The 17136-nt window shown below is 72.1% G+C and carries 14 protein-coding genes; 7 read left to right on the forward strand and 7 right to left on the reverse strand.

Features of this window, described 5'->3' with window-relative positions; translation table 11 throughout:
• Positions 1-250: 250 nt before the first annotated feature.
• Positions 251-724 carry an ATP-binding protein gene (locus OG866_RS24805; RefSeq protein ID WP_329344276.1) on the forward strand — a complete coding sequence of 158 codons (474 nt, stop codon included), beginning with the start codon at positions 251-253 and terminating at the stop codon, positions 722-724.
• A gap of 348 nt (positions 725-1072) precedes the next feature.
• Here OG866_RS24805 and OG866_RS24810 read toward each other — a convergent pair whose 3' ends face one another.
• Positions 1073-1999 carry a cyclase family protein gene (locus tag OG866_RS24810; protein ID WP_329337916.1) on the reverse strand — a complete coding sequence of 309 codons (927 nt, stop codon included), beginning with the start codon at positions 1997-1999 and terminating at the stop codon, positions 1073-1075.
• An 85-nt stretch (positions 2000-2084) separates the two neighbouring features.
• On the opposite strand from OG866_RS24810, the gene OG866_RS24815 reads away from it, so the two are divergent.
• The 4 genes from OG866_RS24815 to OG866_RS24830 all read left to right on the forward strand — a co-directional run bounded on the left by OG866_RS24815 (position 2085) and on the right by OG866_RS24830 (position 6695).
• Positions 2085-2999, forward strand: coding sequence for an SDR family oxidoreductase (locus OG866_RS24815; protein ID WP_329337917.1), 915 nt, complete (start codon positions 2085-2087; stop codon positions 2997-2999).
• A gap of 108 nt (positions 3000-3107) precedes the next feature.
• Positions 3108-4256, forward strand: coding sequence for an acyl-CoA dehydrogenase family protein (locus tag OG866_RS24820; protein WP_329337919.1), 1149 nt, complete (start codon positions 3108-3110; stop codon positions 4254-4256).
• On the forward strand, positions 4256-5305 hold the full coding sequence (locus OG866_RS24825) for a Zn-dependent alcohol dehydrogenase (RefSeq protein WP_329337921.1): 1050 nt from the start codon (positions 4256-4258) through the stop codon (positions 5303-5305). Before OG866_RS24820 ends, OG866_RS24825 begins: the two co-directional genes overlap by 1 nt.
• A 121-nt stretch (positions 5306-5426) precedes the next feature.
• Positions 5427-6695 (forward strand): MFS transporter, encoded by a 1269-nt coding sequence (locus OG866_RS24830; RefSeq protein WP_329337923.1) that lies wholly within the window; start codon positions 5427-5429, stop codon positions 6693-6695.
• On the opposite strand, the gene OG866_RS24835 is transcribed toward OG866_RS24830, so the two are convergent.
• On the reverse strand, positions 6603-7673 hold the full coding sequence (locus OG866_RS24835; protein ID WP_329337925.1) for a GlxA family transcriptional regulator: 1071 nt from the start codon (positions 7671-7673) through the stop codon (positions 6603-6605). The genes OG866_RS24830 and OG866_RS24835 overlap by 93 nt on opposite strands.
• Before the next feature lie 71 nt (positions 7674-7744).
• Between OG866_RS24835 and OG866_RS24840 the strand changes: the two genes are divergently transcribed.
• Positions 7745-9076: an MFS transporter gene (locus OG866_RS24840; protein WP_329337927.1), complete on the forward strand. Its 1332-nt coding sequence runs from the start codon at positions 7745-7747 to the stop codon at positions 9074-9076.
• A gap of 8 nt (positions 9077-9084) precedes the next feature.
• Here the strand turns inward: OG866_RS24840 and OG866_RS24845 are convergent, their stop codons facing one another.
• Positions 9085-9711, reverse strand: coding sequence for a flavin reductase family protein (locus tag OG866_RS24845; protein ID WP_329337929.1), 627 nt, complete (start codon positions 9709-9711; stop codon positions 9085-9087).
• 81 nt (positions 9712-9792) lie between these two features.
• On the opposite strand from OG866_RS24845, the gene OG866_RS24850 reads away from it, so the two are divergent.
• The gene (locus tag OG866_RS24850) at positions 9793-10734 is read left to right on the forward strand and encodes a hypothetical protein (RefSeq protein WP_329337931.1); all 942 of its coding nucleotides are present in this window, start codon (positions 9793-9795) and stop codon (positions 10732-10734) included.
• Positions 10735-10750: 16 nt separating this feature from the next.
• Here the strand turns inward: OG866_RS24850 and OG866_RS24855 are convergent, their stop codons facing one another.
• The 4 genes from OG866_RS24855 to OG866_RS24870 form a co-directional block, all read right to left on the reverse strand.
• Positions 10751-11545 carry an enoyl-CoA hydratase/isomerase family protein gene (locus tag OG866_RS24855; protein ID WP_329337932.1) on the reverse strand — a complete coding sequence of 265 codons (795 nt, stop codon included), beginning with the start codon at positions 11543-11545 and terminating at the stop codon, positions 10751-10753.
• A complete protein-coding gene (locus tag OG866_RS24860) occupies positions 11536-13761 on the reverse strand; it encodes an acetate--CoA ligase family protein (protein WP_329337933.1) in 2226 nt (741 codons plus the stop codon). Before OG866_RS24860 ends, OG866_RS24855 begins: the two co-directional genes overlap by 10 nt.
• 170 nt (positions 13762-13931) lie before the next feature.
• Entirely contained in the window at positions 13932-15140 is a 1209-nt protein-coding gene (locus tag OG866_RS24865; protein WP_329337935.1) for a flavin-containing monooxygenase, read from the reverse strand.
• 262 nt (positions 15141-15402) lie between these two features.
• Entirely contained in the window at positions 15403-17058 is a 1656-nt protein-coding gene (locus tag OG866_RS24870) for a subtype B tannase (protein WP_329337937.1), read from the reverse strand.
• Positions 17059-17136: the final 78 nt, after the last annotated feature.

A 17136-nucleotide genomic window follows, 5' to 3' on the forward strand; every position in this document is an offset into this window, starting at 1 on the left:
CTGTTCGACTCCCCGCAGCGAGCGTCGCACAGTATGGCGCACGGGTACTCCTTCGCGCTGGAATATGCCCGAAGCGCTTGTTGGGGTGACTGTACGTCAACCATGCTGGCTCGTAAGGGACTCACGTTGTGTGACCCCGGCTTTGGCTGTTGTTCTGGCCATGCAAAAAATGGCTACGATCGTGGCCCTCGTGAGGCGCGAGGCTATGTGTCTGCCGGTTCGGATGGTGTGAGCGGTGCAGGTGCTTCAAGTGCAGCTGGAGATCCGGCCCGACCCCGCTGAGGTGGGACGAGCACGCAGGTGGGCCCGGTCGCGGCTCGCCGGGTCCGGCATAGGGGCCGACGAGCCGCTCGCCGAGACCCTGATCCTGCTCGTGTCCGAGCTGGTGACCAACGCCGTGGTGCACACCGGCTGTCCGGCCGTGCTGCGGCTGTCGTTGCCCGGTTCCGCGACCGAGGAGGCCACCGTCCGGTTGGAGGTGGCCGACACCAGCGGCTGTGCGCCGGTGCCGCGTTGCGCCGACGGGGACGCGACGGGCGGCCGGGGTCTCGCCCTGGTCGACGGACTCGCCGACCGCTGGGGCTGGAGCCCCGAGGGCGCGGGCAAGCGCATCTGGTGCGAGCTCGACCGGTGTACGCAGGGCCGCCGGGAACCCGCGCCCGCCTTCGGCGGCGGCACTTCGGCGTTCGAGGGCTACGAGGGCCTGGCGTACGAAGCGGTGTAGGGGCCGCGCGATCGGTGCACGGCCGCAAAGTGGCCGGGTCGCCTCCGTCGGATGAGGGGCGGTGCGCCGTGACGTGCTTCCGTGCGCGCCTGTCACAAATGGGGCGTAAGTAATAAAAACCTTTGCTGGTGTTGACGCCGCGTGTCCGTTTGCTCACGCTTGTGGTCAGCGATTCGCCGCGAGGGGACGGCGAGGGTTTCGGTGACGGAAGCCCTTGGCGAGTGTGGGTCGTTGGTTCGGCGTCGGTTCCCTCGGGGCCGGGAACCGGGGCGGGTACGCCGGAGCCGGACGGCGGCGCGCGGTGCCGCCGTTCGGCCTTGTACCGGAAGACTTGTCCGGAAGGCCTGCTCAGAGAATGGCGACCGGTGCCACGGGAGTTCCCGTCGCGCCCGTGAACGGCTCGGGCATCGCCGACAGCAGGAACGTGTAGCGGCGCTCTTCTCCACAGGCTGTGGACAACTCTTCGAGATTCCAGTTCTGGCCCTGCAGCATCCCCATCTCCACCAGGTCCAGCGCATGCACGGGCAGCCACAGATCCTCGATCTCCGGCGGAAATATCTCGAAGGTCAGGGTGTCGTTCGCGACGGCCGCCACATCGCGCGCGTGGAACCACTGAGGCGTACGGATCGACAGGCCCGGTGACGGATAGCCGTACGCGTGCTTGTCGCCCGCGAGACACACCTGGATCTGGCCCGTCCGTACGAGCACGATGTCGCCGGCCCGCACGCGCGTGCCCGCGAGTTCCTCGGCCGCCTCCAGGTCCTCCGGGGTGACGGCGTGGCCGCCGTCCAGCCGTGCGACGCCCCGCGCGCGTGCCACGTCCAGCAGCACCCCGCGCGAGACGATGTGCCGCGCCTTGTCGATGCCGCTGAACTCGGCGCCGCCGTGCGGGGTGATGGTGTCGGCGGGGCGGCCGTTGTAGAGCCGGCCCGAGTGCGAGACGTGGGTGAGCGCGTCCCAGTGGGTGGCCGCCTGGAGGCCCATCGTCACGGCGTCGTCGCTGCACGCCACCGTTCCCGGGCCGAAGATCTCCTGGTTGATCTGCACCATGGCGTGCAGCGGGTTGACCCGGCCCGGGATCATGCCGGTCTGCACGCCGTCCTGTTGCAGGGGCAGGGCGAGCGGGACACGGCGGCCCGTCCTGACCTCGGCGGCGGCCTGTCGTACCACCTCGTCGGTGATCAGGTTGAGCGTGCCGATCTCGTCGTCGGTGCCCCAACGCCCCCAGTTGTTCACGCGTTTGGCGATGTCGTGGAACTCGGCCGGCAATGTCATCGACGCTCCCCAGGGGCTTGTCTCCGGGTATCTGACGGGTCATAAAATCTAACGGTCCGTCAGAAACCGCGGGAAGGGGCCGGTCGTGGGGAACTTCTTGGCAGGCAAGGTCGTCGCCGTGACGGGGGCGGGGCGGGGGATCGGACGGGCGGTGGCGCTCGCCGCCGCGGCCGAGGGAGCGCGGGTCGTCGTCAACGACTACGGCGTGTCCGTGGACGGGTCCTCGCCGACGAGCGAGATCGCCGAAGGGGTCGTCAAGGAGATCGTGGCGGCGGGCGGCGAGGCCGTCGCCGTGGCCGACGACGTGTCCACGATGGCCGGTGGACAGCGGGTGGTCGACGTCGCGCTGTCCTCGTACGGGCGGCTCGACGGGGTCGTGTGCGTCGCCGGGATCCTGCGCGAGCGGATGCTGTTCAACATGACCGAGGAGGAGTGGGATCCGGTCGTCGCGACACATCTGAAGGGCACGTTCACCGTGTTCCGGGCGGCCTCGGCGGTGATGCGGAAGCAGCGGGCCGGGACGCTGATCGGGTTCACCAGCGGCAACCATCAGGGGTCGGTCTCCCAGGCGAACTACAGCGCGGCGAAGGGCGGGGTCATCTCGCTCGTGCGGAGCGCCGCGCTGGGCCTGCACAAGTACGGGGTGACCGCGAATGCGGTGGCGCCCGTCGCTCGTACGCGGATGTCCGCGGGCGTGCCCATGGAGCTGGCGGAGATCGGGGAGCCGGAGGATGTGGCGGCCCTGGTGGTGTATCTGCTCTCGGATCGGGCCCGGGAGGTGGGTGTGACCGGGCAGGTGTACACGATCGCGGGGGCGAAGCTGGCGGTGTGGGCTCAGCCGCGGGAGCTGCGCGCGGCGTATGCGGTGGGTGGGTGGACGCCGGATGCGATCGCCGAGTTTCTGCCGGGGTCGGTGGGGGTGGATCCGATGCCGATGCTGGCGCGGGTGGCGGCGATGGAGGAGGCGGCCGCGCGGGGTGAGAGGCCTAACGCCCAATAGCTCGGGTGGAGTTGTTGTTTGGCGGGTGCGGGTCGGATGTGGCGGGTCGCGCAGTTCCCCGCGCCCCTTAGGGGCGTGCACATGTCCGGCGTTGAGAGGAGGCCCTCTGTGGACTTCGGGTTCAGTGGCGACGACGAGATCTTCCGTGCCGAGGTGCACGACTGGCTCGGTGCGCATGTTCGTGGTGGGCTCGACCGGCGGGAGTGGGAACGCGCCCTCGGCGCCGCCGGGTGGATCGGGCTCGGATGGGCTGAGGAGGGGTACGGCAATCGGACCGTCGGGCTGACTCAGCAGGTCGTCTGGGCCGAGGAGTATGCGCGGTCCTCGGCTCCTCCTCGGTCCGGGCACATCGGGGAGAACCTGCTTGCGCCCACGCTCATCGCTCACGGCAGCCCGGAGCAGAAGGCGCGGTTCCTTCCCGCCATCGCCGCCGGGGACGAGCTGTGGTGTCAGGGGTACAGCGAGCCCGGGGCCGGGTCGGATCTCGCCGGGGTGCGGACCGGGGCCGTGCGGGACGGGGCGTACTACCGGATCACCGGGCAGAAGATCTGGACCTCGCTCGCGCAGGACGCCGACTGGTGTTTTGTGCTGGCCCGGACCGAGGCCGGGTCGCGGCGGCATCAGGGACTGTCGCTTCTCCTCGTGCCCATGGATCAGCCGGGGCGGATCGAGGTGCGGCCCATTCGGCAGCTGACGGGGACGAGTGACTTCAACGAGGTCTTCTTCGACGGGGCACGCGCGCGTGCGGAGCATGTCGTCGGGGGCGAAGGGGCCGGGTGGCGGGTCGCGATGAGTCTGCTCGGGTTCGAGCGCGGGGTGTCCACGCTGGCCCAGCAGATCGGGTTCGCCGAGGAGTTGGGGCGGGTGGTGCGGGCCGCGGTCGGGTCGGGGGCGGTCAAGGACCCTGTCGTACGGGAACGGCTCGTCCGGCAGTGGGCCGAGCTGCGGGTCATGCGGTGGAACGCGCTGCGGACGCTCGGCCGGGCCGGGGACGCGGGGGCGCCCAGCGTGGCCAAGCTGCTGTGGGGCGGCTGGCATCAGCGGCTCGGGGAGCTGGCCATGGCCGTGCGGGGGGCGAGCGGGGGTGTGGGGCCGCGGGACTGGGCCGCCTCCTCGCCGTATGAACTCGACGCGTTCCAGGAGCTGTTCCTGTTCTCCCGGGCCGACACCGTGTACGGCGGCTCGGACCAGATCCAGCGCACGATCATCGCCGAGCGGGTGCTCGGTCTGCCCAGGGAACCCAAGGGGGTTGTGTGATGCGCGGAGTCCTGTTCGACGGGAAGCGGGTCGAGGTCGTGGACGACCTGGAGGTGCGGGAGCCGGGGCCCGGCGAGGTGGTCGTCGCCATCGCGGCCGCCGGGTTGTGTCACAGCGATCTGTCCGTCGTGGACGGCACCATCCCCTTTCCCGTGCCCGTGGTGCTGGGGCACGAGGGGGCGGGCGTGGTGGCGGCCGTGGGCGCGGGCGTTACCCATGTCGCGGCCGGTGATCATGTCGCGCTGTCCACCCTTGCCAACTGCGGGACCTGTGCGGAGTGCGACCGGGGGCGGCCCACCATGTGCCGGCAGGCCATCGGGCGGCCGGGGCGGCCCTTCTCGCGCGAGGGGCGGCCGGTGTTCCAGTTCGCCTCCAACTCGGCCTTCGCCGAGCGGACCGTGGTGAAGGCCGTCCAGGCGGTACGGATCCCGGAGGACATCCCCCTTTCCTCCGCCGCGCTCATCGGATGCGGGGTGCTGACCGGGGTGGGCGCCGTGCTCAACCGGGCCAGGGTGGACCGGGGGGACGGCGTGGTCGTGATCGGCACCGGCGGCATCGGGCTCAACGTCCTCCAAGGGGCCCGGATCGCGGGGGCGTCGCGGATCGTCGCCGTCGACGCCAATCCGGCCAAGGAGGCGGTGGCGCGGCAGTTCGGGGCGACGGACTTCCTGACGTCCACGGAAGGGGTGCGCGAGCTGCTGCCCACGGGGGCGGATCACGTGTTCGAGTGCGTGGGGCGGGTAGAGCTCGTCCGGCAGGCGATCGATCTGCTGGACCGGCATGGACAGGCTGTGTTGTTGGGGGTGCCGCCGGCGGGCGCGGAGGCGTCCTTCGCCGTGTCCTCGCTGTTCCTGGACAAGTCGATCCTGGGGTGCCGGTACGGGGCGTCGCGACCGCAGCGGGACATCCCGCTGTACGCCGAGCTGTATCGGACCGGGCGGTTGCTGCTCGATGAGCTGGTGACGCAGACGTATCCGGTGGAGGAGTTCGAGCGGGCGGTGGCGGACGCGGAGGCGGGGAAGGTGGCTCGGGGGGTGCTGACCTTCTGAGCCGGCTCGGGGCTGATCTTCTGAGCTGGCTTGGGGCTGATCTCTGAGCCGGCTCGGGGTTGTCCACAGGCCGGGAAAAACCACTGCCGGGTTGTCGGTGGCGCCGCCTACCGTCGTGCCCATGTCCTATCGCGATCTCGCCTCCCGACAGGTCCTCGTCTGGGCCGCGACGGCCGTCGGCTCCCGTATGCCGGTCGCCATGGCCCCGCTCGCTCTGGTCTTCCTGGTGCGGGAGCGACCCGGTGGGTACACGCTGGGTGCCGCGCTCGCGGCGGCCTATGTGATCGGCGAGATCGTCGGTGCGCCGGTGCTCGGGATGCGGCTGGATGCCGCGCGGGGGCGCCGCCATCTGGCCCTCGGGCTGGTGGGCGGGGCGGTGGGGTTCGCGGGGCTCGGGGTGCTGCCCGGTGCGCCGAGCGGGGTGCTGGGGGCGTTCGCCTTCGTGGCCGGGTTCGCGCCGGGGGCGGTCACCGGTGGGCTGCGGACGCTGCTGACCTCGCTCGTTCCCGACCGTGCCGTGGCCCAGGCGCTGTCCACCGAGTCGATGCTGATGGCCGGGGTGTGGGCCGTGTCGCCCGTCGCGGTCGCCTGGCTCGCCCTCGGCGTCGCGCCGCGCGCCCCGCTTCTCCTCGCCGCCGCCCTGATGGCGTCGTCGGTCGCGGGCCTGTGGCGGCTGCCCGCCCGCTGGGACGACGAGGCGCGAGAGGGGGAGGACGGCGGCCCCTCGACCCTCCGCGTGCTGATCCGCGCCTGGCCGGTCTACGTCACCGGCGCAGCCAGCCTCACCCTGCTGGGCCTCTCCGAACTCACCCTGCCCGCCCTGCTCGAACAGCGCGGCATCGGCATCGGCTGGACCGGCCCGATGCTGGCCGGCATGGCCGCGTCGGCGGCACTCGGCGCGTTCCTGTACGGGGTGCGGGCATGGCCCGGGCGGCTGCGGACGCGCAGCGCGGTGCTGATGTGCGGCATGTCGGCGTTCGTGGTGCTCGCCGCCCTGATACCGGGCGCGGCCGGTATCGCGGTCGCCCTGGCGCTCGCGGGCGCGATCCAGTCGGGTGCGCTGATCACCCGCAACCTGGCCCTGCGGGAGGCCGTGCCGCCCGGTGCCGTGGCCGCCGGGTACTCCGTGATGTACGCGGCGGCGGGGGCCGGATACGCGGCGACGGGGTCCCTCGCCGGTGGGCTGCTCCAGGTGGTGGCCCCGTCCACGGCCGTTCTCGCGGGTGTGGCGCTGGGGCTGCTGCTCACGGCGCTCGGCTGGTGGGGGGAGGTGCGCGGCGAGGCGCGGGCGCGGGCGTCAGATACGGCTGGGCGTACGGCCGGTGGCGTCGGTGCCCGCGCGGAACGTGCGCCGGTAGCTGGTCGGGGTGACGCCGAGCGCCTGCTGTAGGTGCTGGCGCATCGACTGGGCCGTGCCGAAGCCGGCGTCCCTCGCCACTTGGTCGACGGACAGGTCGGAGGACTCCAGCAGATGCCGGGCGCGCTCCACCCGCTGCTGGGTGAGCCACTGGCCGGGGCTGATGCCGACCTCCTCGCGGAAGCGGCGCGTGAAGGTCCGTACGGACATGGCCTCCTGTTCGGCCATGTCCCGCAGCTGGATCGGCTCGTGCAGCCGGTCAAGCGCCCAGGCGCGGGCCGCGGTCGTGGTGGCCAGCTGCGGCTCGGGCACCGGACGCTGGATGAACTGCGCCTGTCCGCCCTCGCGATGAGGGGGTACGACCGTACGGCGGGCCACGGCGTTGGCGACGGCGGTGCCGTGGTCGCGGCGCAGCATGTGCAGGCACAGGTCGACCCCGGCGGCGACGCCCGCGGAGGTCAGGACGTCGCCGTCGTCGACGTACAGGACGTCCGCGTCGACCCTGATCCGCGGGAAGAGCCGTTGGAGGCGTTCGGCGTCGGCCCAGTGCGTGGTGGCGGGGCGGCCGTCGAGCGCGCCGGCGGCGGCGAGGACGTAGACGCCCGTGCAGATGGAGGCGAGACGGGTGCCGGGGCGGATGTGGGCGAGGGCCGCGGCCAGCTCGGGGGTGAGGACGCCGTCGTCGTAGACCGGGCCGAACTCGTAGGAGGCGGGGACGATCACGGTGTCGGCGGTGGCGAGGGTCTCCGGGCCGTTCGCCACCATGATGTCGAAGTCGGCGTCCGTGCGGACCGGGCCCGGTGGCCGGATCGAGCAGGTGACGACCTCGTACAGGTGCCGTCCCTCGGCGTCTCGCGGGCGCCCGAAGATGCGGTGCGGGATGCCCAGCTCGAAGGGGAGCGCGCCGTCCATGGCGAGGACGACGACGCGGTGCGGACGGAACCCCGGCTCAGCGGTGGGCGCGGTGGTGGTCGGCCCGGTGCTCGGCTCACGGCTCGCGGATCGATGCATGGCCCGATCCTAACGAATGCTGTCCTTCGGGCCACTCGATCGGGAAGGCCGCGGATCGGAAGCTCTATGTCGTGACCCAGACAACCGAAGCCGCCGTCCAGGCGCCCCGTACGGGAAAGAAGCCCGCCCGCCCGCGGCGGAGCCGCAGAATGTCACTGCACCGCGCCTGGTTCGTCGCCGCCGTCGCCTTCGTGACGATCATCGGCGCCGCCGCCTTCCGGTCGCTTCCCGGCCTGCTCATCGACCCGCTGCACCAGGACTTCGGCTGGTCGCGCGGCACGATCAGCGCCGCTGTCTCCATCAACCTCGCCCTGTACGGGCTCACCGCCCCCTTCGCCGCCGCGCTGATGGACCGCTTCGGCATCCGCCGGGTCGTCGCGGTGGCGCTGACCGTGATCGCGCTCGGGTCGGGGCTGACCGTGTGGATGACGGCGGCCTGGCAGCTCATGCTGTGCTGGGGGCTGCTGGTCGGGCTGGGGTCGGGATCGATGGCGCTGGCCTTCGCGGCGACCGTCACCAACCGCTGGTTCACCGGGCGCCGCGGTCTGGTCACCGGCATCCTGACCGCCGCCTCCGCCTCCGGCCAGCTGATCTTCCTGCCGGTGCTGTCCTGGATGGTGGAGGAGCACAGCTGGCGCCCGGCGGCCGTCACGGTGTCCCTGGCCGCCCTCGCGGTCGTCCCCTTCGTCTGGCTGCTGCTGCGCGACCACCCGGCCGACGTGGGCCTGAAGCCGTACGGGGCCGAGGAGTTCGTGCCCAAGCCGGAGCCCGTGCCGGGCGCCGGCCGCCGCGCGCTGAGCGTCCTGGTCAAGGCCGCCCGCACCGGCCCGTTCTGGCTGCTGGCCGGCACCTTCGCGATCTGCGGCGCCTCCACCAACGGCCTGATCCAGACCCACTTCGTGCCCGCCGCCCACGACGCGCACATGCCGGTCCAGGCGGCGGCCTCGCTGCTCGCGGTCATCGGCGTCTTCGACGTGGTCGGCACGATCGCCTCCGGCTGGTTCACCGACCGCTACGACGCCCGCCGGCTGCTCGCGACGTACTACGCGCTGCGCGGCGTCTCGCTGCTCTTCCTGCCGATGCTGCTGGCGCCCAGCGTCCACCCTCCGATGCTGTTCTTCATCGTCTTCTACGGCCTCGACTGGGTCGCCACCGTGCCGCCCACCGTGGCGCTGTGCCGGGAGCAGTACGGCGAGGACAGCCCGATCGTCTTCGGCTGGGTGCTGGCCTCGCACCAGGTCGGGGCGGCGCTGGTGGCCTTCCTCGGCGGTGTGGCCCGGGACGTCTTCGGGTCGTACGACATGGTCTGGTACTTCTCCGGGGCGCTGTGCGCGGCGGCGGCGCTGATGGCGCTGGTGATCCGGCGGAAGCCGGTGGCGGCGGTGCGGGTGGCCGCGGTCTGACCGGTCGGTCAGACGAACCGCCCCCTGTGGAACAGCAGGGGCGCCGCGTCCTCGTCGCCCGTGCCCAGCGCGTCCACCCGGCCGACCACGATCAGATGGTCGCCGCCGGTGTGCACCGCGTGGATCGTGCAGTCGATCCAGGCGAGCGCGCCCGTGAGGCGGGGGGCGCCGGAGCAGGGCGCCGCGTCGTAGGCCACTCCCGCGAACTTGTCCGCGCCGCTGACCGCGAAGCCGCGGCACAGGGCGCCCTGGTGGGCGGCGAGGACGTTGACACAGAAGGCGCCGGCGCGGGCGATGCGGGGCCATGTCGTCGACGTACGGCCGACCATGAAGGTGACCAGGGGCGGGTCGAGGGAGAGGGCGGAGAAGGACTGGCAGGCGAAGCCGGCGGGACCGGACTCGCCGTCGGTGGCGGCTGCGGTGACCACGGCCACGCCCGTCGCGAAGTTCCCCAGCACCCGCCGGAACTCGCCCTGTCCGACCGGCGCCCGCTCGTCCTCGCCGACACAGCGCAGGTCGGGGCGGGGCAGGGGGTCCAGGGGTGTGGCCGGGACGTCCCGCGCCGTGGATTCCCCAGCCGCGGCCACGGACCGCAGATAGCGGACGGCGGCCTCGGCTGTGCCTGCTTGTCCCATCACACCTTCATTGAAGCTGACGGAGCGTCAGATGGAAAGGGGTGGTGCGCGGGCGCCGAAGGCCTTCCGTACCCTGCGTGCATGGGGTGGGGAGAGGGACGACGGCAGCTCACGGACGCCTGGAAGTGGTCCGAGCTGCACACGGCTGCGGCGGCGACCGCGCTTCAGGTGCCGGTGCTCTGGCTGCTCGCGTGGCTGACGACCATCAACGACGACGACTACGGCAGCGGGCTGGGCGGCGCGCTCGCCGGGGCCTTCTTCCTGCTGGTCCTCGTCCTGCTGCCGTTCCTGGCCACCCTGTACGCGGCCGTGGCCGTGATGCCCGTGCTCGTCCTCGCGCGCGTGGCCGTGCGCCGGCTGCGTGGGCCGGAGTGGCTGTGGCACCTCGGGTTCGTCATCCTGGTCAGCGTCTTCTGGGTGCTGGTCCTGGCCGGGTGGTCCGCGTCCGGGCCGGCGGTGCTCGCCGCGGCGGGCATGCTGGCCGCGTTCGGTCTTCTCCCGCTCCTGGCCGTGGCCTACGTCCGCCGCCGTGCCCGGATCAAGGGCAGCGCGTGGGGGTTCTTCGGTGTCTGGCTCCGCTCGGCCTGCGCCACCTTCGGGCTCTGCGTCCTGATCGTCGGCGGCGCGGTCGCGGCCTCCTTCACCGGACTGCTCAAGGACTACGCGCCTCCGACGCTCTCCGTCGAGCAGCTCACCGGCGCCTGGCGCGGCGACGGCGGCGCGGTCCTGAACCTGCGTGCGGGCGGCCGGGCCGACTTCACCGACCTCCCGCTCCAGGACCCCGACGGCTTCGAGTACGTCCGCTGCGACGGCACCGGCACCTGGACCGTCGACCGGGAGGGACGCGAGGACGCCTACGGCGGGGAGGGGCCGAAGGAGCGGGACGGAGTCGTCGTACGGCTCGACGGCGGATGCGGGGAGCAGACGTACTGGACGATCGGCGGCACGGCCCACGACCCCCAGCTGTTCGTGCTGTTCGGCGACGCGGACGCGGGCGAGCTGCGGATCCTCAAGAAGAAGTGACGCGGATCGGCTGCGGTCACCGCCCCCTGAACTCCGCGCTCCGCCGCTCCACGAAGGCAGCCACCCCCTCCCGGGCGTCCGCCGTCGTCATGTTGATCTCCTGCGCGGCGGCCTCCGCGGCGAACGCGGTGGCGCGGTCGGTGTCGAGGGAGGCGTTGACGAGCTGCTTGGTGAGGGCGATCGCGCGGGTCGGCCCCGCGGCGAGGCGGCCGGCCCACTCGGCGGCCGTCTTCGCCAGCTCCCCGTCCGGGACGACCCGGTTGACCAGGCCCAGGCGTTCGGCGTCGGCGGCGGTGAGGGCGTCGCCGAAGAACATCAGCTCCTTCGCGCGCTGCGGGCCGACCAGGCGGGGGAGGAGATAGGCGCCCCCGCCGTCGGGGACGAGGCCGCGTCGTACGAACACCTCGATGAACTTCGCCGACTCCGCGGCCAGGACGAGGTCGCAGGCGAGCGCGAGATGGGCACCGAGGCCCGCCGCCGTGCCGTTCACCGCCGCGATCACCGGCTTCTCGCAGTCGAGGACCGCGGCGATCAGACGCTGGGCGCCCAGCCGGAGCATCCGCGCCACGTCCCCCGCGACCCGCTCCCCGGCTGCCGCACCACCACGCAGGTCCGCGCCCGCGCAGAAGCCGCGCCCGGTCCCGGTGACGACCACGGCCCGCGTCCCCGGGTCGGCCGACGCATCCGCCAACAGCCGGATGAGAAGGTCGCGTTGGCCGGGGGTGAGGGCGTTGAGGGCCTCGGGCCGGTTGAGGGTGAGATACAGGACCTGGCCGGTGACGGTGTACCCGACGTCATCGCTCACCGGCACACCACCAGTGCGTCCAGTGCCACCGCGCCCTGGCCGCGTGGCAGGACCATGAGTGGGTTGATGTCCAGCTCGGCCAGTTCGTCGCCGAGTTCCAGGGCCATCCGCTGCACCCGCAGGACGACCTCGACGAGGGCGTCCACGTCGGCAGGTGGCCGTCCCCGCACCCCGTCGAGCAGTGCCCGACCCCGCAGGTCGCCGAGCATGTCCCGGGCCTGCTCCTCGGTGAACGGCGGTACGCGTACCGCCACGTCGCGCAGGACCTCCACCAGCACGCCGCCGAGTCCGACCGTGACCGTCGGTCCGAACAGGTCGTCGTGGGTGACGCCGACGACCATCTCGACGCCCCGCTCGACCATCTGGCAGACCAGCACCCCGTCCAGGGAGACGCCCTCGTAGCGGGCGATGTCGGTCAACTCCCGGTAGGCGTCGCGGACCTGGCTCGCGGAGGTGAGCCCGATCTTCACCAGGCCCAGCTCGGTCTTGTGGGCGATCTGCGCGCCGGAGGCCTTCATCACCACCGGGTAGCCGACCAGGCCCGCCGCGCGGACGGCCGCCGCCGCGCTGGTCACCAGTTGCTCGCGCGGCACGCGGATGCCGTACGCCCGCAGCAGCTGCTTCGCCGCGTGCTCGCTCAGCTGCTGGCCCGGGCGCGTCAGCGCCTGCGCCTTGCGGAAGGACGGGGAGGTGGTGCGGGGGGCCTCGTCGAGGGGGGAGCGGTAGGCGGCGGTGAAGCGGTGGTGTTCGAGGTAGGCGCGGACCGCGGTGACGCAGTTGCCGACGGTGCGGAAGGTGGCCACCCGGGAGGAGCCCAACAGGACCTCGCGGTATGCCGGTTCGGTGCCGACCGGCGATCCCCACACCACGCAGACCAGCTTGTCCGTCTGCTCGGCCGCGTCCACCAGGTCCTGGACCAGCTTGTCGCTGAGCGGCGGGAAGGGGCCGGTGACCGGGCAGATCAGCACGCCGACCGCCGGGTCGTCGAGGATCGCGTCGATGATCTTCCGGCCGCGGTGGTCGCCGACCGGATGCCCGCCGTTGTCGACGGGGTTGGCGACATTCAGGTACTCGGGTATCCACTGGTGCAGTTCGGCCTGCTTGGCGTCCGAGAGCGTGGGCAGCTTCAGCCCCGCCTCCGTCGCCAGGTCGGCGAAGTGGGCTCCCGTGCCGCCCGAGATCGAGTAGACGACGACGCCGTCCGCGCGCGGCGGCCGGGCCCGCGCCAACAGGGCCGCGGTGTCCTGGAGTTCGTCGAGACCGTCGACCCGGATCACGCCGTACTGCCGCATCGCCGCGTCCACCACCGCGTCCGCGCCGGTCAGCTTGCCGGTGTGGGAGGCGGCCGTGCGGGCGCCGGTTTCGGTGCGGCCCACCTTGACCGCGACCACCGGCACCTTGCGGCGGGCGGCCCGGTCGGCGGCCAGCAGGAAGGAACGGCCGTCCTTGAGGCCCTCGACGTAGCAGGCGATGGCGCCGACGTCCGGCTGCTCGGCGAAGTAGGAGAGGAAGTCGGCGGTCTCCAGGTCGGCCTCGTTGCCGGTCGGCGCCCAGTGGGAGAGGCGGATGCCGAGCTCCTGGAGGGCGAAGACGGGGCGCCCCTGGTGCCCGGACTGGGTGATGAGGGCGATCGCCGGTCCGACGAGGTCGTCACGGAAGTGCTCGAAGGCGTTGAGGTTGGTGTTCGGACCGAGCAGCCGCATGCCTGACCGCCGTACGGCGGCCGTCAGCCGGGCCTGTGCGGCGGCGCCCGCCTCGCCGGTCTCCGCGAACCCGGAGGCGAAGACGACCGCGAACCTCACCTTGGTCTCGGCGAGTTCCTCGATCACCGGAAGCGGGTCGGCGACCAGCAGGACGGCGAGGTCGACTTGCTCGGGCAGCTCGGCGACGGACGCCACGCAGGGGATGCCGAACACGTCCGGACGGCTGGGATGCACCGGGTGCAGCCGGGCCCCGACGCGTTCGGCCCAGCCGAGGAGCTGCCGGGTGACGCCGGTGTTGGGGCGGCCCTCGGTGTCCGAGGCGCCGATCACGGCGACCGATTCCGGCCGGAAGAAGCGGTCCAGGTCGGGGACGTCGCCGTAGAGCCGGCGGCCGCTGACGTCGAGGTCGTCGACGTCGGCCGGCCGGCCGTGGACGGCGGGCCCGGGTTGCTCGCCGCATGCGATGGCCCGGGCCCGGCGGGAGTCGGTGGTGAGGGTGCCGTGGGTTGATCCAAGCATCGGTCCGCCCGCTCCTGTGTGACAGCGATTAACTGACGCAGTGTCAGATTAAAGGAACTGACGCTGTGTCAGGAATGGCCGTGCACGCAAAGTTGACGCCGGCGTACCGCGTGGGTGTGCCCGCGCCTCGTGAAGGGCGGTCATCCGTGGTCGTACCCGCTGGAGGCGCTCTACGTACGTACGGCGTCCAGCCGGGCCGCGGACCCCGTCCGGGCGATCGCCTTCGCGATCTTCTCCGCGTCGATCGCCAGCTCGCGGAACATGCCGGAGATGGGGTTGGTGTAGCCGGTGAAGTAGAGGCCGGGGGCGTTCGGCGGGGTGTGCGGGCCGTGGACGACCGGTCTGCCGCGGGCGTCGAGGACCTTGAGGTGGCCGACCAGACCGTCCAGGGCGCGGACGTAGCCGGTCGCCGCGATCACCGCGTCCGGGCCGACACGGTCGCCGTCGGCGAGGACGACCTTGCCGTCCTCGAAGCTCTCGACGGCGGCGACGATCTCCACCCTGCCCGCCCGGACGGCGTCGATGAGGCCGACGTCCTGGACCGGGATGGCACCCTCGTTGACCCGGCTGTAGAGGCCGCTGTCGGGGCGGGGCAGGCCCTGGGCGGACAGGTCGGGCACGCTCAGCTTGGCCATGGGGCCCGCCAGGCGGTCGACCAGGCCGACCGGGAGACGGCGGACCAGGACGCCGGTGTACTGGGCGGCCCAGCCGGCCGTCGAGCGGCGGACGATGTGCGGGGCGGTGCGCACGGAGAGGCGCACCCGGGAGGCGCCGCCCTCCACCAGGTCCACGGCGATCTCCGCGCCGGTGTTGCCGACGCCGACGACGAGCACGTCACGTCCCGCGTAGGGCTCGGGGTTGCGGTACTCCGAGGCGTGCACGAGGTCGCCGGTGTAGGCGTCACGGCCGGGCCACTCGGGCAGTCGCGGGGTGTGGTTGTAGCCGGTGGCGACGACCACCGCGGCGCCGGTCAGTTCACGGCCGCCGGTGGCGTGCAGCAGCCAGCCGGTGCCGTCGGCGGCGCGCTCGACGCGGGAGACCTCGACGCCGGTGACGATCTCCAGCTCGTGGTGCTCGGCGTACTTCTCCAGATAGCGCACCACGTTGTCGCGGGACACCCAGCGCCCGAACCTGCGCGGCATCGCCAGGCCCGGCAGGCCGGAGAGGCGGCGGGTGGTGTGCAGATGGAGGCGGTCGTAGTGGCGCCGCCAGGAGGCGCCGACGCGGTCGGACTTCTCCAGGACGACGGCGCGCACGCCCTGGGCGCGCAGCGCGTACGCGGCGGCGAGCCCGCCGGGGCCGCCGCCGATGACGTACACGGGGCGGGCGGCGGAGTTCGGCTCCGCCGGGGCTGGAGGGGACGCTGTGGAGTCGGCCATGAGCGCGAGCGTAATCACGCGTCCGGTTGATGGGTCTCGGTCAAGACGGGAATTGGTTGCGGATTGATCACGCCTGTAGGAGGAGTGGGTGGGGCTCGTGGCGTAGGACGCCTGGTTGTGGTGGGCCGGTGCGCGCGTGCCCGCGGAGAAAGGCCACGGCGCCGAGCCCGCTTCTCGCGGAGGGGCTCGGCGCCGTGGTGTGCGGTGGCCAGGTTTTTATGACGGGAAACCGGCACCGCGTTCAGGGGGGTGAGGCAGGAGGCTACTTCTTCTTCGGGGCCTTGTAGCCCGTCACCTTGGCGATCCAGGTGATGAAGTCACCCGGGTCGGTGTTGGCGCCGTGGCCCTGGTCCCAGTAGTAGAGGTGGTTCACGTCGTCGCCGAGGCCCTTCGCGGCGGCGGCGAGGTTGGCGGAGACCGTCAGCGAGGTGTCGGAGTCCTTCGTGCCGAGGCGGATCCACCAGTGCTTGGTGCGGCCCTCGTTGGGCTTGTCGACCAGGTGGTACATCGGGTTCATCAGCCGCAGCTTCTCGGGGATGTCGCTGTCGAGCCGGGCGCTGCTGCCCTTGACGTGCTTCAGGCTGTACGCCGTGAAGTGCCGGAACTGGGTGGTGCCCGTGCCGAACTCGTTGTTGATGTCACCGGCCATCGCGTCGGACGAGTCGGTGGGGAACGTGAACAGGTCGAACGCGGGGGCGTCCTTCTTCCGCGCGCCCACGTGGGTGAGGAAGTCGGCCCAGGTGAAGGTGGCCTTCTTGCCGTCCCATGTGATGAAGGTGTTGGCGGCGAGGTAGGTCGCGCGGTCGGCGTCCGAGAGGGCCGCTAGATAGGTGGTGGCCGACGGCTGGATGTACTGCTTGAGCATGTACTCGTCGTAGTTGCGGGCGTTGAGCGTGCCGAAGCCGTTCAGGCCGCGCAGCTTGAGGCCCGCCTGGTACTCCGCGAACTGGGCCTTGAGCTCCTTCGACACCGTCTGGTCGACCTGCTTGCCGGTGCTCAGGGCGTTGGTGCCCCAGTTCCACTCGTAGGCGGCGTCGGCGTGCTCCAGGTCGGTGATCGGGCACCAGGCGCCGGTCGCGAAGATCGCGTCCGAGGTGTCGGCGGCGCCGGCCGCCTTGAGGTACTTGTCGTAGATCGGGCTGTCACCCGACGCGCCGAGCAGCGCGGACACGGCGCCGCCGGCGCTGGTGCCGGTGGAGACGATCCGGTCGACGTTGCCGGGGATACGGCCCTTGTTGAAGCGCACGTACCGTACGGCGGCCTTCAGGTCCACGATGACGGCGGGCGCGGTGCCGTAGAACTCGCCGGCGGAATTGGTGAGGGTGCGGCCGCGGGCGCCGGGCTCCACGACGACGTATCCGGCCGCCAGAGCCAGGGTGCCCAGGTCGACCATCTTGCCGCCGTTCTGCTGGGCGGAGCTGCCGGACTCGGTGCCGCCGGCGGAGGCCGAGGCGCTGGGGGAGGCACTGGCCGAGGCGCCGCCACCGCCGGATCCGGTCGGCATGCCGGTCGAGCCGCCGCCCACGCCGGTGGCCGAGGCGACGGAGGAGGGCATGTACCCGCCGACATGGTTGGCGAAGAGGATCGGCGCGTCGGACGCGTCCACCGCCTTGCCGTCGATCTCGACCGGAACGCTGACGTTCAGGCTCTGGTACTCCTCGTCCACCGGGTTGGCGACGTAGGTGAGGGCCTTCCAGAAGTGGTAGGCCACCTCGTGGTCGGTGCCGGCGGCGTCCGCGATCGTGGCCGTCACCTTGGTGTAGCCGTCCGGGTCGAAGACCAGGCTGTCGTCCGTGCTGTCCGAGGCGCTGTCGGTCGCCGCGCCGGCGCTCAGGGCAATGCCCCCGACCGCCGCGGCGCCCGCCGTCGCGCCGATGCCGATGACGACGTTCCTGCGCTTGATTGCCCTGTGCTTCACGGTTGGCTCCCTCGGCGGCTTCTGCTTACGGAAGCGAACGTATCCAGAGTGCGGACAAAATTGCCAACAATCCGTGGG

The organism is Streptomyces sp. NBC_00663 (assembly GCF_036226885.1).
In the GTDB taxonomy this organism is placed as follows: domain Bacteria; phylum Actinomycetota; class Actinomycetes; order Streptomycetales; family Streptomycetaceae; genus Streptomyces.

Coding starts and splice junctions, on each gene's coding strand:
- OG866_RS24810 (WP_329337916.1), bottom strand. CDS start 1,999: ATGACATTGCCGGCCGAGTTCCACGACATCGCCAAACGCGTGAACAAC.
- OG866_RS24825 (WP_329337921.1), top strand. CDS start 4,256: ATGCGCGGAGTCCTGTTCGACGGGAAGCGGGTCGAGGTCGTGGACGAC.
- OG866_RS24830 (WP_329337923.1), top strand. CDS start 5,427: ATGTCCTATCGCGATCTCGCCTCCCGACAGGTCCTCGTCTGGGCCGCG.
- OG866_RS24835 (WP_329337925.1), bottom strand. CDS start 7,673: ATGCATCGATCCGCGAGCCGTGAGCCGAGCACCGGGCCGACCACCACC.
- OG866_RS24845 (WP_329337929.1), bottom strand. CDS start 9,711: ATGGGACAAGCAGGCACAGCCGAGGCCGCCGTCCGCTATCTGCGGTCC.
- OG866_RS24850 (WP_329337931.1), top strand. CDS start 9,793: ATGGGGTGGGGAGAGGGACGACGGCAGCTCACGGACGCCTGGAAGTGG.
- OG866_RS24860 (WP_329337933.1), bottom strand. CDS start 13,761: ATGCTTGGATCAACCCACGGCACCCTCACCACCGACTCCCGCCGGGCC.
- OG866_RS24865 (WP_329337935.1), bottom strand. CDS start 15,140: ATGGCCGACTCCACAGCGTCCCCTCCAGCCCCGGCGGAGCCGAACTCC.